General features: G+C 74.5%; 9 protein-coding genes. 1 reads left to right on the top strand and 8 read right to left on the bottom strand.

The features are described from left to right. The 6 genes from bcsN to bcsS form a co-directional block, all read right to left on the bottom strand. A partial coding sequence (gene bcsN, locus ACKUB9_RS29970) for a cellulose biosynthesis protein BcsN (protein ID WP_410825982.1) occupies window positions 1–518 on the bottom strand: 518 nt, incomplete at its 3' end. After that, a complete protein-coding gene (locus ACKUB9_RS29975) occupies window positions 515–2,527 on the bottom strand; it encodes a hypothetical protein (protein WP_407529712.1) in 2,013 nt (670 codons plus the stop codon). The genes ACKUB9_RS29975 and bcsN, both read right to left, overlap by 4 nt. After that, window positions 2,512–3,774, bottom strand: a complete 1,263-nt coding sequence (locus ACKUB9_RS29980; RefSeq protein WP_407529711.1) for a family 8 glycosyl hydrolase — start codon at window positions 3,772–3,774, stop codon at window positions 2,512–2,514. The genes ACKUB9_RS29975 and ACKUB9_RS29980 overlap by 16 nt, the downstream gene beginning before the upstream one ends. An 11-nt stretch (window positions 3,775–3,785) precedes the next feature. After that, window positions 3,786–6,404, bottom strand: coding sequence for a cellulose biosynthesis cyclic di-GMP-binding regulatory protein BcsB (locus ACKUB9_RS29985; protein WP_407529709.1), 2,619 nt, complete (start codon window positions 6,402–6,404; stop codon window positions 3,786–3,788). Further along, a complete protein-coding gene (gene bcsA, locus ACKUB9_RS29990; RefSeq protein WP_407529722.1) occupies window positions 6,388–8,820 on the bottom strand; it encodes a UDP-forming cellulose synthase catalytic subunit in 2,433 nt (810 codons plus the stop codon). The genes ACKUB9_RS29985 and bcsA overlap by 17 nt, the downstream gene beginning before the upstream one ends. A 492-nt stretch (window positions 8,821–9,312) precedes the next feature. Next, window positions 9,313–10,053, bottom strand: coding sequence for a cellulose biosynthesis protein BcsS (gene bcsS / locus ACKUB9_RS29995; protein ID WP_407529720.1), 741 nt, complete (start codon window positions 10,051–10,053; stop codon window positions 9,313–9,315). Window positions 10,054–10,501: 448 nt separating this feature from the next. On the opposite strand from bcsS, the gene ACKUB9_RS30000 reads away from it, so the two are divergent. After that, window positions 10,502–11,413, top strand: a complete 912-nt coding sequence (locus tag ACKUB9_RS30000; protein WP_407529707.1) for a phosphotransferase enzyme family protein — start codon at window positions 10,502–10,504, stop codon at window positions 11,411–11,413. Window positions 11,414–11,526: 113 nt separating this feature from the next. Here the strand turns inward: ACKUB9_RS30000 and ACKUB9_RS30005 are convergent, their stop codons facing one another. Together ACKUB9_RS30005 and ACKUB9_RS30010 are read right to left on the bottom strand one after the other, a co-directional pair. After that, window positions 11,527–14,022: a response regulator gene (locus ACKUB9_RS30005; RefSeq protein WP_407529705.1), complete on the bottom strand. Its 2,496-nt coding sequence runs from the start codon at window positions 14,020–14,022 to the stop codon at window positions 11,527–11,529. 130 nt (window positions 14,023–14,152) lie between these two features. After that, complete coding sequence (locus ACKUB9_RS30010) at window positions 14,153–14,689, bottom strand: YidB family protein (RefSeq protein WP_407529703.1); 537 nt, start codon at window positions 14,687–14,689, stop codon at window positions 14,153–14,155. Between the last annotated feature and the right edge of the window lie 55 nt (window positions 14,690–14,744).

Here is a 14,744-nt window from a genome sequence, read left to right on the forward strand (position 1 = left end):
GCGAGCGCCGCGCGGGAGGGGCGCTCGAACCATTGCCACGCGTAGAGGCAGTCGGCGCCGAGCGCGAGGCCGATCGGCCCGTAGGCGTTGCGGTGCAGGGTGGGCACGACGCGCATCACCTGGCCGGGGAAGCGCGCCGCCAGTTCGCCGGCGATGCCGAGTTCGTTCGGCTTGGCGAGGCGCGGCGGGAAGGCGAGCAGCAGGTCCCCGGTCTCGGTGCGCAGGCCGATCTCGGCGCGGTTGCGTCCATCCCCTCCCCCGAACCGGATGGCTTGGTCGAACCCGTCCCGGACTCGCAGCTCCTCGACGCCGGTGACCGGGCCGGCGCCGGGGAGCCGCAGCACCGGGGCCGGCTGGGCCTGGCCGAGCGCGGGCGCGAGCACGAGCGCGGCGCCGAGCAGGCGCGCCAGGATCGCGGCGCGGGGCTTGATCGCGGCGCGGGGCTTGAGCGCGGCGCGGGTTTTGGCACGGGCGGCGGGGTGACGTCTGGCAAGGATCCTGGGTGGCGTGATGCTCACGGATAGCCCCGCGGCTGCGGCGCGGCCCGCTCGGCGGCGTCGCCCGCCGGGGACTGCCTGGGCACGGAGAAGCGGTCGAGCCTGTCCGGGCCGGCCGGGGCGGCGCGGGCCTGCTCGGCCTGCTGCTCCTGCCACAGGGTGCCGGCGGCGGGCGGGCGCAGGCCCTCCGGCTTGTCGAGGCCGTTGTAGCCGGGCAGCAGCGCGTAGCCGTAGCGCTCGTAGGGCATCGCGCCCGCGCCCGGCACCCGCCGGGCCACGAGGGGCATGGCGGCCGGGCCGGGCTCCCGGGCGTAGGTGCCGGCCGGCACCGGCTCCGCGAGGGCGCGCTGCAGGGCGGCCGGCGGGTAGCGCAGGCCGTTGTCGCCCGGCACCGCGAGCGGGAACTCGTTGCGCTGCACGGCGGCGGGCCGCTCCTCGGGCTTGCGGCCCAGCGCCGCGTCGGGGCGCGGCACCCGCCCGTAGGCCGCGGACGGCTCCGGCTTGGGCGCCGGGGCGGCGGGAGCGGCCGGCCGCGCCGGGGCGGCCTGCGCGGCCGGGGTCAGGCAGGGCAGCGGCGGCCCGTCGGGATCCTCGCGGAAGAGCAGGTCCACGACCTTCGGAAACAGGCCGTCGTAGCGGTTGACCACCTCCAGGTAGGGGCGCTGGCGCTTCAGGCGCTGCAGCGTCAGGGCGTAGCCGAACAGCGTGGGCTCCCGCGGCAGCCACGCCACCGCCCGGCGGAACCATTCGAGCGCCGCGTCGAACTGGCAGGAATTGTAGGCGTACCACGCCAGCCCCTGGGCGCCCTCCCCGGAGCCCGACTCGACCACGACCTTGGCGTAGCGCTCGATCCGGGCCGGCTCGATGTAGGGCGGGTTCGCCAGCGTGAGCTTGCGCTCCAGGATGTCGATGAACAGGATCTCGTTGCCGACGAAGCGGTCGCGCCACGCATAGGCGACCTCCTCGGCCTCGCGCAGCATGTTCAGCTCGCGCAGCGTGTGCGCGAGGCCGTGGGCCACCATCGCGTCGCCCCCGCGGGCGATCGCCAGCTTGAACCACTCCAGGGCTTCCCGGAACTGCTTGCGCTTGTAGGCGTACCAGCCCAGCAGCCCGGTCTGGCTCGGCTCGCCCGAGCGGCGGGCATAGGCCTGGAAGGCCGTGAGGTCGGCCAGCGTCGGGGTCTGCGCCGGGTCGTCGTGCAGGAAGGCCGCGATCCGCGCCCGGGTGATGTCGAGGCGGATCGCGTTGAACTCGGACTGGCCCTCGGCGTTGAGGCGCCCGAGCGCGATCAGGCGCTCGGCCTGCTCCATCTTGAGATGGGCCATCGCCTTCTGGATCGTGGCGAGGCGCGCGCCCGCGTCGTTGCTCGAATCGAGCACCGACTTGTAGAGCAGGAACGCGTCCTCGCTCGCGCCCGTGGTCGCCAGCGCGTCGGCGACCGTCCAGATGCTCTCGAGGTCGGTCGGATCGAGCGCGGCCGCGTCGGTCCGGAACAGCGCCACGATCTCCTCGGGGCGCTTGCCGCTCGCGCCCTTGGCGCGGGTGCGGAACTCCGCCTGGCGCAGCTTGCGCGCCAGTTCCTCGGAGGGCTGCCACGCCGGCTCGACCGAGCGGCGGGCGGCGATCGCCGCCCGCAGGTCCTCGAACCGCCCCGCCGTGAACAGGTCCCAGAGCGGCGCCTCCTCGGGCGGGCTCGGCTGCAGGCTGTCGAGGTCCGGCGGCTCGTTCCAGCCCGGATGCAGGCGCTTGAGCCGGGCGATCTCGGCCTTCACGCGGGCGGCCTGCTTCTGCGAGGCGTAGTAGCGCAGCGCGCTCTCGTCGACCATGCCGGATCCCCCCGACGTGTCGGGAGGCGCGATGATCGCGGGCGCGCGCACGCCGTCGCCGTAGACGACGCGCGGCCCCGCCTCGGACGGCGTGCCGGGGCCGGTCTGCGCCGCCGGCGGCGTGGCCAGCGGACCGGCGAGGAGGCCGAGCGCGACCGCCAGCCGGAGGGCGGGGCGCGGCCCGCTGTTCAGCGCTTGAGGCATGACGGATATCGCTGCCGGGCCGCGATCAGGCTGAGGAGGTGAAGGGTGGTCGGGTAGTAGTTCTGGTTGGGCTGGACGGTCGCGAGGTTTTCCGGCCAGGGCGTGCCGTCGGCCGCGCAGGCCACCAGGGCCGGGATGGCGCCGTAGCCGGGCTCGGTCAGCCATTCCACCGGCTTCCCGTCGGCCGTGTCGACGACCGGGAGCCGCTCCCGGTCGATCCCGCCCCAGAGCCGGCGGAACGGCGCGAGGTCCTCGGGCTGCCCGACCCCGGCCCAGGCGAGGTAGAGGGGGATGCGGATGGCGTTGTAGGAGAAGAGCGGCGGGAAGCCGTCGGCGGGGCGCAGCGCCTCCCCCTTGGTGGAGATCCACTCGGTCGGCAGGCCGGCCGGGCCGAAGCGCGCCTGGCGCAGGAAGCCGATGCCGCTGCGGATCACCGCCGCCCAATCGTATTCGGGGGCGACGAGGCCGAGGCGCTGGAAGGCCGGGAAGACCCAGTAGGACAGGTTGATCAGGGGGCCGTCGGCCCGCTCCTGCGCCGAGAAGCCCGACACGCCCGGCAGGATCAGCGGCCCGTGCGGATCCTTGAACAGGATCGTCTTGCGGCCGAACTCCACCGCGATCCGGCGGGCCGCCGTGCGGTAGGAGGGCTCGTCCCAGGCCTCGGCCGCCTCCGTCAGCGCCCAGGCCACCAGGATGTCGCCGTCGGTGGCGTTGTTCATGTCGGCGACCGCGGGGCGCTTGTCGGGCGCCCAGCGCCACGCGGTCAGCTCGTCGCCCCGCACCATCAGGTTGGCGCGCGTCCAGCCCCAGATGCGCTCGAACGCCGCCCGGTCGCCCGCCGCCACCGCGAGCAGCATGCCGTAGCCCTGCCCCTCGCTGTGGCTGATCCGGTCGTTGGCGGTGTCGATCACCCTGCCCTGCTCGGTGACGAACTGGCTCCGGTAGGTGCGCCACGCCCCCTGGTCGGGAAGGGTTCCGGCGAGGGTGGGACCGGCCTGCGGCACCTTCGGGCCCTCCGGGCGGGGGGAGCTCGGGAGCGCGGTCGCGGGCGGCACCGTGGTGGGGCCGGGCTCCTGAGAGCGGGAATCGGGCATGCGCGGCTCGGGCAAGCGCGGCTCTTGCATGCGCGGTTCCTGGGCGGCGGCCGGGAGGCTCAGCGCCGCCGCCGCGAGCGCGGCGAGGAGGCGGGCGCGCCGCCCCGGCCCGCGCGGTCCCACCGGCTCCACCCTCGTCGGCTTCGATCTCATCGGCTCCGCCCTCATCGGCTTTTCCTGCCGAGCTGCCGCACGAGGCTCGTCGTGGTGAGGCCGAGGCAGAGGGCCATCACCAGGGTCAGGCCCACGTAGATCGCGGGGTTGAGGGACAGCCACGCGGCCGAGACGAGGCGGATGTTGGCGAGCGACCAGCCCTGCGTCGCGAGGACCCGGGTGCGCCCGGGCGGCACGACGGTGAGCGTGCCGTCCGAGGCGTCCAGCAGGGCCGCGCGCCCGAGGAGCTGCGTCCAGACCACCGGATCGACGAGGCAGGACACCGAGGCCTTCAGCATCGACGGGTTGGGCGCCGTGACGATCACCGCCGCATCGGCGAAGTCCTGGGCGCCCGGCGCCTCGGCGATGATCAGGGAGGCGCGCGGGCTCACCTCGACCGGGGCCGCGTCCACGGGCGGGCGCAGCCGTCCGAGCAGGGCGGCCCAGACCTCGCCGGCCGTGCGGGTCGTGGTCTCCCAGGCGGCCGCCGCCGAGGCCAGCACGGGGTTGGGCGTCTGCATGGAGGCGCCCCAGCGCGCCAGCAGGTCGCGCTCGGAGGGCGGCGGGGCGGCGCGCGGCGGCGGGGGCGGCCGCGGGGCGGCGGGGGCGGCCACCCGCAGGGGCACCGTGGCGGGGGGCAGCGCGCAGCGCATCGGGACGTTGCGGCGCAGCCGGTCGAGGGTGAGGACGCCGGCGGCGCCGAACTGGCCGGGCGTCGCCACGGCCTCGGCGCGCCCCTCCCAGACCTGGCGGATCTGGTCGGGATCGAGCCCGGCGGCGTCGAGGGTCCGGGGATTGAGCGCGCGGGCCGGGGCCACGATCAGGCTGGCGCTGCCCTCGCGCTCGTCGCTCCCGACCTCGAAGTCGATCACCTGCCGGGCCGCGATGGCCAGCCGGGCCGCGATGGTCGCGGCGGCCTCCACCGAGTCCCGGTCGGGGGTCGGCAGGACGAGGCGCGGCCGCCGCCCCGGGGCGACGAACGGGACCGCCCCGGCCTTGACCACGGCGAGGTCGGGGGAGCGGACCGCGCGGGCCAGCGGCGGCACCACGAGGCGCGTGCGGTCGAGGAACAGGAAGCGCGAGCGCTTGGCCTCCGAGGCGAGCGTGTCGCAGGTGGCGTCGGCGGTCACCGGCAGCTGGGCGGCGATCTCCACCCGGTTCAGCCCCGGCCGCCACAGGCTCAGGGGCAGCGGGATGGCGTTGTCGTGGAGGATCTCGCCGCGGGCGGAGGGGAGCGGCAGGCTGGCGGCGTTGCGGCCGTTGATGTCGACGATGATCTGGGCGGTCGGCTCCAGGCCAGCCGCGTAGCCCCCCGCGAGGTGGAGCATCACCTTGCCGTAATCGGCCGGGACGAAATCGGCCGGGAAGCGCACCTCGAAGGCGACGCGCATCAGCCGGCCGCTGAACTCGTGGCTGACGAGGCCGAGGGTGTCGAGGCTCAGGGTCTCGTCGCCGCGCACCTGATAGCCGCGCGTCAGCGTCGCGACCCGGGTTCCCGCCGGCGTTCCCCCCGCATCCCCGCTCCGCGCCAGCTGCTCGATGGCCTGCCGCACGTCCGGGCCGGTCGGTCCCGTCACGACGAGGGTGGGCGCCCGCCCGGCGCGGGGGGCCAGGAGCGCGAGCTTCGGCCCGGTGATCGGGCCGATCTCCTCCAGCCCCTCCGTGCCCTGGAGCTCCCGCGCCGTCCCGACCACCAGGGTGACGCCGGGGCGGCCGGTGAGCGGCGGTCCGAAGGTAACCGCCGGCCGGGCGAGGCGGCCGACCAGCGCCACCGCCTGCACGGCGCCGACGATCCGCTCCAGGCGTTCGGGGCCCGGCCTCTCGGCGAGCGCGATCCCGATCGGCAGCGCGCCGCTCTCGTCGGGTTCGAGGGCGGCGAGCGTCTTCAGGTCGAGATCGCTCGCCGCCGGGACGACGAGGCCGGAGCGGGAGGGGTCGATCTGGGTCCACAGCTCGTAGGTCGCCCCCAGCGAGCAATCCACGCGGTGGCGCTGGCTCGCCGTGAGGCTCACCGCGTTGTAGCCCGGCCGCAGCAGGCCGTCCGGCAGCGCGAACTCGACGACCTTGACGGCGCCGGGTGCCTGGATCCGGGTCCAGCCCACCTTGGTGCCGTTCACGCTCGCGGTCAGGCTGGAAGCCTCGGGCGCCACCGAGATGGCCGACAGGTAGGACACCCGCAGCCGGGTCTGCCCGCGCGTCTGCGCCTCGGTCAGGTAGATCGGATACTGGAGCACGTCCTCCTCGCCGGCGAGGCGGAAGCCCTGCGTCCCGGCGGGGAAGCGTCGCGCGGCCTCGAGCGTCGCGGGCACCGCCCCGCCCCGCCCGGCCTCGTCGCCCGCCGGCGGGCGGGCCTCCCGCGCCGGGGGGCCGCCCGCGGGGGGACGCTCGGGCGGCGGCAGGGGCCGCAGCGCGTCCCCGCTCGGCGGCACGGTGAGGCGCTCGGCCGGGCCGGTGCCGAGGAAGCTCTGCGCGCGGGCGGGCAGGACCGCGAGGGTGCCCGCCAGGAGGACGCCTGCCAGGAGGGTGCCCGCCAAGTGGGCACCCACCAAGTGGGCGGACGGCAGGATCGGGCGGCGGGCCATGCGCTCGGCCATGTGCTGCTCGGCCATGGCCTCAGACCGTGCCCGCATGGCGGCGCTCGCCCGGGCGGCGCTCGCCCGACAGGAGGCGGTCGTTCTCGAACTCCACCATCAGGCGGACCCAGTCGCTGCCCTCCGGGTCGGGGCGGGTCCGCTCGCCCGCCTCCCGGCGGTCCGGGCCCGCCGCGGGCTCCGCGGGCGCGCCGCCGTTCCCGGGCCGCGCCCGCGCCGATGCCGGTGCGGTGAGTGGCAGCGCGCCCGCGGCCCAGGCGGGCTCCGCCGGCATCAGGGCAGTCGCCGGACTCGTCGCCGGCTCTTGGGCGGGCGCGTCGAGGGCGGGCGCGGGCTCCGGCAGGAACAGGGTGCGGACCGCCCGCAGCGGCTCGACGAGGCCCCACCACGCGAATTGCAGGAGGCCCGACAGCAGGTCCTTGTGCCGGCGCCGCCGCAGCTGGAAGCGCTGCATCGCGTCGCTGTCGCCGTACATCAGGCCGGCGAGCGCCGGATAATCCCGGCTGCGCAGCGCCCCGAAGCTGAGGCGGCACAGCGCGTCCTCGCGGGTGCGGGTCACCTGGACCAGGGTGACCGGCAGGCTCCCGTCGGCCCGCGCCCCCGCGACCGGTTCGACCGTGAGCTGGCCCGCCATCGGGCGGTGCCCGGCCCCCGGGGCCAGCTGCCCGGCCGCGAGGCGGATCGTGCAGCCCTCCGCCGACACGCGCTCGATGCCGACGTCGAGGACGCGGCCCTCCAGCGCCAGCACGCCGCGCCGGCTGATCGGCAGCGAGGGGGCCTTCTCGGTCTGCCGGCGCTCCGCGCAGACGCCGAGGGCGGCGCCGGCCGTCAGCAGGTTGAACAGGTTCCACAGGCCGACCACCAGCATCAGGTTGGTGACGCCCGGCTCGAAGAGGTAGCGCCAGCCCGCGACCACGCCGCCCGCGAGCAGCAGCCCGTAGACCACGAAGAACGGCGCCGCGACCGACGAGAGATGGTCGTGGTCGAGGCTCACGCCCTTGCGCGTGACGTTGAAGGTCGGCGAGCGGGGCGAGATCATCACCGCCACGATCGCCCGAAAAAGGTACAGGCCCTGAATGTACTCGTAGAGTTCGGAGATCAGCGGCCAGCGAAACTTGCCGTACATGTAGTTCTGCATCATCAGGTTGATGACGATGTAGGTCGCCGTGTAGGCGATCGATTCCTCGATGCTGGCGACGAAGATCTTCAGATCGAAGAAGATGTGCAGCAGCGGCGCGAACATGAAGATCAGCCGCGGGATCGGGAAGAACCAGAAGGTCATGCTCGACAGGTAGGCGAGCCGCTGGATCGGCGCGAGCCCGCGCTGCAGGAGCGGGTTCTTCAGGAGAAGGATCTGGAACATGCCCTGGCACCAGCGCGAGCGCTGGCCGATCAGGTCGGCCAGGGTCTCGGGCTGCAGGCCGGCGATCAGCGGCTTGTCCACGTAGACGCTGTTCCAGCCGCGCGCGTGCAGCTCCAGGGCGGTCTCGCAATCCTCCGTGATGGTGATGCCTGAGAAGCCCCCGGCCTCGTCGAGGGCGGTCCGGCGCAGCAGCGCCGCCGAGCCGCAGAAGAACGAGCCGTTCCACTTGTCGAGGCCGCACTGCGTCACCGCGTAGAACATCTCGTTCTCGGACGGCATGCGCGCGAAGGTGCGCAGGTTGCGCTCGATCGGGTCCGGGTTGAGGAAGGCGTGGGGCGTCTGGACCAGGAAGAGGCGCGGATCCTGCGCGAAGTACCCGACCGTCTCGCGCAGGAAGGCCCGGAACGGGGCGTGGTCGGCGTCGAACACCGCCACGAGGTCGCCGGTGGCGTGGGCGAGCCCGTTGTTCAGGTTGCCGGCCTTGGCGTGCCGGTTGGTGGCCCGCGTGAGGTAGCGGGCGCCGAGATCGGCGCAGAGCCGCTGGAGGTTGGCGCGCCGCGCCTGCGCGGCCGCCCGCTTCTCGGGGTCGGGATCGGCGCATTTCTGGTCGGTGCCGCCGTCGTCGAGGAGCCAGACGGTGAGCCGGTCGGCCGGGTAGTCGAGCTGCCGGGCCGCCGCCAGGGTCAGGGCGAGGATCGCGGCGTCCTCGTTGTAGCTCGGCACGAACACGTCGACCCGCGGCAGGGCCTGGGCCGGGCCGAGCGGCGGGGTGCGCCGCCGCAGCGGCTCGGCGTTGATGATCAGGCTCAGGAACAGGATGAAGGCGCAGTAGAGTTCGCCCGCGAGCAGCAGCAGCCCGAAGCCGAAATTCACCGGGTCGCTGGGCGGGGGCAGCGTGCTGGTGACGCGCCACAGCATGTAGCGCAGCACGACGAGGCTTCCCATCGCCAGGAAGACGAAGCGCGTCCGCGGGCCGTCCAGGCACAGCCACAGGACGATCATCACCGCCATGGCGGCGAGGCTCATGGCGAGCTGGTTGAGCGTGCCGACCGGCTGGCTGAGGAGGAGAAGCCCCGCCACCGTCGTGACCATCCAGGCGAGCCAGCGTACCGCGACCCCCACCCACACCACTCCCGTCTCGCGACCAACCGTCAGGAGAGCACGACGGCGTGGCTGCAAGGCCCGCCTGACTCAACTCCGCATCAGCGCTCAACTGTGGCAATTTTCATGGCTTAATCAAGAACGCTGGCCTGACGGTGAGGAATTCCGCGCGGGTGATGCAGCGCTATACCGCGCGCCCGGCCTCGGATAGGCTGCCAATGGCATTCGGGTGCACGCAAGTATTGCGGGCCTTCTTGCGTAGTGCGGCCAAGCGCCGGACCCCAAATGGGGGCGCCGCCGCCCCGTCCGGACGCGTACAATTCGTGCGTGTATCAATGGAATGACTTGGATCGGCGCCCGCGCCATCGGCGGGATCGCGCGTCGACCGGGGGAATTGGTCTTGCGCCGCCGCCGCGACGGTTGTCCGGCGCCTTGTTCGGTCGCTGTCGCGCGGGTCCGGGCGCCCCGGCCGGACCCGCTCGGTCAGAAGGTCGCGCGCGCCTCGACGCTGGTGTAGTAGCCCGACTTCTGGACGCGGTCGTTGACGTAGCCGGCCCCGACCGACACCCGCACCGGACCGAAGCTGATGCCCGTCAGATGCGCGCCGATGCGGTATTGGCGGAAGAAGTCGTCGCCGAGGAAGAGCACCTCGGGGCCGATATAGGCGCCGTCCGCCACCATGTAGCCGACGCGGAACCGAGAGTAGTAGGCGTTGAACTTCGTCGAGTATGACCCGTAGGCCGACACCATGGTGCGGTCGGTGGGCGTCGCGTAAAAATTCGCCGCAACCTTGAGGCCGACCCCGGTGCCCACCACCGGGTTGCCCGGATCGGGGACGGAGAGCTGGTTGCTGCGGACGTTGAAGCCGATGAAGCCCGCGAGCGCGGCGTCGCGCCAGATCCACTCGTAGCCGGCGAGCAGCGAGCCTTCCTGCTGGTAGCCGGTCACCCGGGTGGCGACCGCCTGCCCCGGATACGAGTAGGTGCCGGCGAGCCCATCGACCCGGATGCGCGCGCCGCTCTGCGTCCCCGGCCCGAGGGGGGCCGCCGTGACGGTGATCGACCCGAAGGCGGAGCTGTTCGAGGTGATGCTGGTCGAGCCGTCCACGGCGACCGCCCAGCTGTCGTCGACCTGCTGCTGCTCGGCGCCGGTGTACCAGTCGGGCGCGGTGCCGCCGGCGGGCAGGTCGGCGGCCGCCACGGCCGAGGCTGCCAGGATCGGCAGAACCGCGAGAGGGACCCGGAGGCCCGCCGAGAGCCGCGTGGCCCGATGTTCGGTGAATGTCCGCAAGGCAGCGGCCTCCACAAACCCGGTTGCCGATGCACGGATTTATCGACCCTGAAGGTTAACAAGCCCTCAGTCCCAACTGAAAAATACGAGAGCGAGATATCCGGTTACCGGGATGTGCCGATCGACCGGGCACGATCCGTTTCAAGCCGGGACGAATCTCGCGGCGGGTGCGGGATCGATGGGAAAAGTGTGCCGATTGCGTACAGCCCCGGCGCAGCCGATGGGGCGGCGGTGGTCCGGGTATCCGCGTCGGGCCGGTGCGGGCGCGGGCCGCCCCGCGCGCGTTGAGGTCACGACTCGATGAGCCTGGCCGTGCGAGCGTCTGTGACCGACCCGGAGCGGAAGCGGGCGCGCACCAAGGCGAGCGTGGTAAGCCACGCTGATGAGCGACATCGACCTGCACGACCTCTCCCGGTGCTACGGGCGCGCGTTCGCCGGCTGCGAGCTGGTCGTCCCCGGCGTCAACCGGACCTACCGTCTCGCCGCAGGCGACGACCTCTACTACCTGCGTCTCTATCGGCCTGTCGGTCGATCCCCCGCCGAGATCGCGTTCGAGCTGCGCCTGCTGCGCGAGGTACGGCCAACGTCAGGCATCGACGTGGCGCGACCGATCCGCACCGTCCACGGGGCGGATTGCGCGCAGGTTGCGTTCGGCGGTGTGGACCGCGTGGCCTGCCTGTTCCAGGCCCTCGAGGGTCGGCCGGTCACCTACGACCCCGACGACGTGACGCTGTTCGGGGCAGCCCTGGCGAAGCTGCATGGTGCCCTGGCCGGGATCGACGGCGGCGAGGTGCGGCCTCTCAACCCGGAGGCGCTCTGCGTGCGCGCTGCCGCGGCGCTGACGGGCGTTGCCGGCAGCGAGGCCGCTCGGCGCGCGATCGACCGTTGCCGCACGGAGCTGCTCGGCGATCCGGCACCGCACGACCTGCCGTCGGGAAACTGCCACGGGGACGCTTGGTCGGCCAACGCCGTCGTCCAAGGCGGCACGGTCGGCTTCCTCGACTTCGACGATTGCGGCTACGGCCCCTACCTGCTCGACCTCGGAACCGCAGCGTGGCACCTCGTCGTTCGGGAGCAGCCGCGCGCGGGGGCGCTGATCGCGGCGCTGCTGGCGGGTTACGAGACAGGGCGCGCCCTGTCCGAGGCCGAGCGGCAAGCCCTGCCGTGCTACGTCAAGCTCGCCGAAATCCGCGCACTCCTGTTCCTGGCGGAGTTCTGCACGCTCGCGGACGGACTCTGGCCGCGCGCCCTCGACCGAGCGACGAACCTGCTGGAGCGCGAGTTGACGATCTGACGCCGCGCGACCGGCGCGCGGGTGTCGGCTCTCCACCCTCGGCAGCTCGTCACACGGGCGAGCCGATCGGGTTCTGACCCAAGGCCACGGGAGGCATCAGGCCGCCGCGGCCGTCAGGCCGCCACGCGGGCGTCGGCGCGGCGCAGGACCGCGGCGAGATCCTCCGGGCGGAAGGGCTTTTCGAGGTGCAGGAAGGCGCGCGCCGGGGCGGGCCGCTGGCCGCGGGGGCTCGCCAGGACGATCCGGATCCGGGGGTGGCGCTCGACCACCGTGGCGGCGAGCTGCAGGCCGCCCATCACCGGCAGCGACTGGTCGACGATCATGGCGTCGTAATCCGCCCGCTCGTCGAGCAGCCGCAGCGCGTGCTCGGCGGAGGCCGCCTGGGCGACCTCGTGCCCCAGGGCGGCCAGCGCCGCCGCGACGCTCTCCCGCAGGAGGCTGTCGGCCTCGACCAGCAGGACCCGCAGGCTCCCGCTCTCCAGCACCGGCACGGCGGCGGCGGTGCCCGGGAGGGCCGGCAGCCAGATCTCCGCCAGGAAGGCGCCCTCGCGGCTGCCGTCGTCGCGCAGGCGCCAGCCCCCGCGCAGGCGGCCCACCAGCGCGCCGGCCGTCGCCAGGGTGGTGGGCGCCCGCCCGGCGCCGGGTGCGGCGCCGGGCACCGGCCGGCCGCTGGCGATCAGCACGCGCACGTAGAGACCCGGCGCGAGGCCGAGCCCCTCCTCGCCCTCGGCCTGCTGCTCGGCCGCCGCGATCGCGAAGCCCTGGAGCCCGAGATCCCGGAAATGCAGGGCGATGTTGAGCAGCACCAGTTCGAGGATCCGCTCGCCGCAGGCGAGCCGGGGTAGCCGCGCGGGCACGCGGTCGATCACCGGCGTGCCGTGGAGCACGTTCGCCTGCAGAAAAGGAACGAAGGAGGCGACGACGGCCGGCAGGTCGCAGTCCGGCAGGTCGTAGCCTGCGTGCCCGTCCTCCGGGGCGTCGAGCGGGGCGGCGGCCTCGGTCGGGTTGCGCACGAAGGCCAGCATGCTGCGGGTCAGGGCGCGGCCGCGCAGGGCGCCGGCAAGCGCCGTGTCGACGTAGCGGGCCTGCTCGCCGTCGAGCGGGTGGCGCCGCTTGAGCGTGCCGAGATTGGCCAGGACCACCGTGAGGACGTCGTTGACGTCGTGGACGACGCCGTCCGTGACGCGGCGCAGGACGTGGTTGCGCCGCCGCTCGACCACCGGCAGGGCGGGCGCGGCGTCGTCCTGCTCGGTCAGGGCGCGGCTGAGGACGTGAAGGCGCCGCGCGCCCTCGCGGGAGGCGGGGCTGGCCAGCACGCGCACCAGGATCCGGTGCGCCGGCTCGTCCGGCGTGGCGCGCAGACGCAGAACGACGTCGTGCAGGCCGTCCGCCGCGGCCGCCGCCGCGACGGCGCCGTCGAGGAGCGCGCAATCCTCCGGTTCGATTCGGGCCCGCAGCGCCGCGAGATCGGCCGTGCGCTCGCCCCGGCTCGGTGCGGCGGGGGCGCGGTCCGCCCACACCACCCGCTGCGCGGCCGGGTCGATCTCCCAGCAGGTCCAGCCCGACATGGTCGTGAAGGAGTGCAGGCGGCCCTGGACGCGGGCGAGCCCCGTCTCGGCCCCGGCGAGCCGGCAGGCCGTGCTGCGGATCTGGTCGAGCACCGCGCGCGAGAGATCGTCGCATTCCCGGATGCGCGAGCCGGCCGCGCCGTCGAGCGGACCGGCGGGCGCGGCGGCGAGCCGCTCCAGGCGCCGCGCGATCCGGTGGGCCAGGGCGTAGCCGAGGCCGGCCGCCGCGAGCGCCAGGGCGAGGCCGAGCGCGGCGGTGGTCGCGGGTGGCCCGGAGGCGGGCGGCAGGGCACCGGGGGCGAATCGGGCCGTGACGGTCCAGCCCGGGCTCGCCAGGGGGCCGGCGGAGCGGACCGGGCTCGACGCCCCCTCCCCCTCGGGGATCGCGGCGCCCGCCAGCAGCCGGCCGTCGGCGCCCCGCACCGCGAAGGCCGCGCGCTCGCCCGCGGCGTCGGAGGCGCGCCGGACGCGCTCCGCGATCTCGTCGAAGAAGGCCGGGCCGACGCCGAGCGCGAGGCCATCCGACTGCCCCGGCGCCCCGAACGTGACGAGGAGGTCGAACGGCCGCTCCGCGAGGTTCGCGTCGGGGCTCGTCATCACCGCCACCTGGGCGTTGCGCGCGCGCAGCAGGGCAGCCTGCGGGCGCAGGCTCGCCGGGCGGCGGCGCGGCTCGCTCGCCGCCGCGACCGTGCCGTCGGCCGAAAACAGCACCGCGTCCCGGTAGGCCGGCTTGAGGCGGACCCAGTCCCGCAGGAGGGCGGACGCGTCGATCTCCGCCGGACCCGGCCGCGCGGGCCGCAGCAGCAGCGCCAGGGTGCGGGCATCGGCCTCGACGCGGTTCAGGTCCTGGTCGATCGCCGCCGCGTAGGCGCGCGACAAACCCTGCGCGGCGCGGCGGGCCTCCGCCCGCGCGTCGGGGCCGGCGGACACCGCGAAGCCGAGCCACGCGAGGCCGAAAGCCGCGGCGGCGACGCCGCCCAGCTGCGCGGCGTTCGCGAGCCTCAATGGGATCCGCCAGGAATCCAGCCTGGAGTCCAGCATGCGTCCGTTCCGCCGGAGGGACAGCCCCGGAATCGCCGGCCGGAATCGGCCGCGCTCAGGACGAACGAGCGCGGGAAGCCATTAAGGTCGGGTTAACGATCCGGCGGCAGCCCCCGGATCGCGGCACGGCTCAGTAGGCCTGCACCCGGCCGTCCGGCGTGTAGCGGTCCACCGCCGTCGGCAGTTCGCGGGCGAGCCGAGCGAGCAGCTCCTGCCGCGACAGGCCGGTGCGCTGGGCGAGCGCCGCCAGGACGTCGGGGCCGATCGCCTGTTCGAGCTGCTGCGGGGCGATCTCTTGGTTGGGACCCTGGCTCACCCAGGATTGGGCCACCGGGCCGTGCCCGCTCTGCTGGAAGCGCTCCAGCATCTCGCCGAGTCCGTCGTGCAGGAAGCGCCCCGCCCCGCCGCCGCCGACTCCGCCGCCGAGCTGGCTGAGGAAGCCGCCGAGGCCCCCGCCGAGAGCGCCACCCATGCCGCCCGGTGCCCCGGCGGCGCCGGCCGGGCCGCCGAACCCGCCGGCCGTGCCGCCCGGGGCGGGCGAACCCGCCGGAGGCGGAGCGGCCTGCGGCCCGCCGCCGAAGAGCTCCGCCAGCTTGTCCCGATTCTGGTAGCCCGCGAGCGCGAGGAGGCCCAGCAGGGCCGTCATGGACGGATATCCGTCGCTCATCGCCACCTCCCTGTCGTGGCGGGGGGGGGGGAGGCGGGGGAGAGGTTCACCCACA

Source organism: Methylobacterium oryzisoli (assembly GCF_046557895.1).
GTDB lineage: Bacteria > Pseudomonadota > Alphaproteobacteria > Rhizobiales > Beijerinckiaceae > Methylobacterium > Methylobacterium oryzisoli.

Excerpts from the sequence above, each read along its gene's own strand:
- ACKUB9_RS29975 (WP_407529712.1), bottom strand. The coding sequence starts at position 2,527 with ATGCCTCAAGCGCTGAACAGCGGGCCGCGCCCCGCCCTCCGGCTGGCG.
- ACKUB9_RS29980 (WP_407529711.1), bottom strand. The coding sequence starts at position 3,774 with ATGAGATCGAAGCCGACGAGGGTGGAGCCGGTGGGACCGCGCGGGCCG.
- ACKUB9_RS29985 (WP_407529709.1), bottom strand. The coding sequence starts at position 6,404 with ATGCGGGCACGGTCTGAGGCCATGGCCGAGCAGCACATGGCCGAGCGC.
- bcsA (WP_407529722.1), bottom strand. The coding sequence starts at position 8,820 with ATGGTCACGACGGTGGCGGGGCTTCTCCTCCTCAGCCAGCCGGTCGGC.
- ACKUB9_RS30000 (WP_407529707.1), top strand. The coding sequence starts at position 10,502 with ATGAGCGACATCGACCTGCACGACCTCTCCCGGTGCTACGGGCGCGCG.
- ACKUB9_RS30005 (WP_407529705.1), bottom strand. The coding sequence starts at position 14,022 with ATGCTGGACTCCAGGCTGGATTCCTGGCGGATCCCATTGAGGCTCGCG.
- ACKUB9_RS30010 (WP_407529703.1), bottom strand. The coding sequence starts at position 14,689 with ATGAGCGACGGATATCCGTCCATGACGGCCCTGCTGGGCCTCCTCGCG.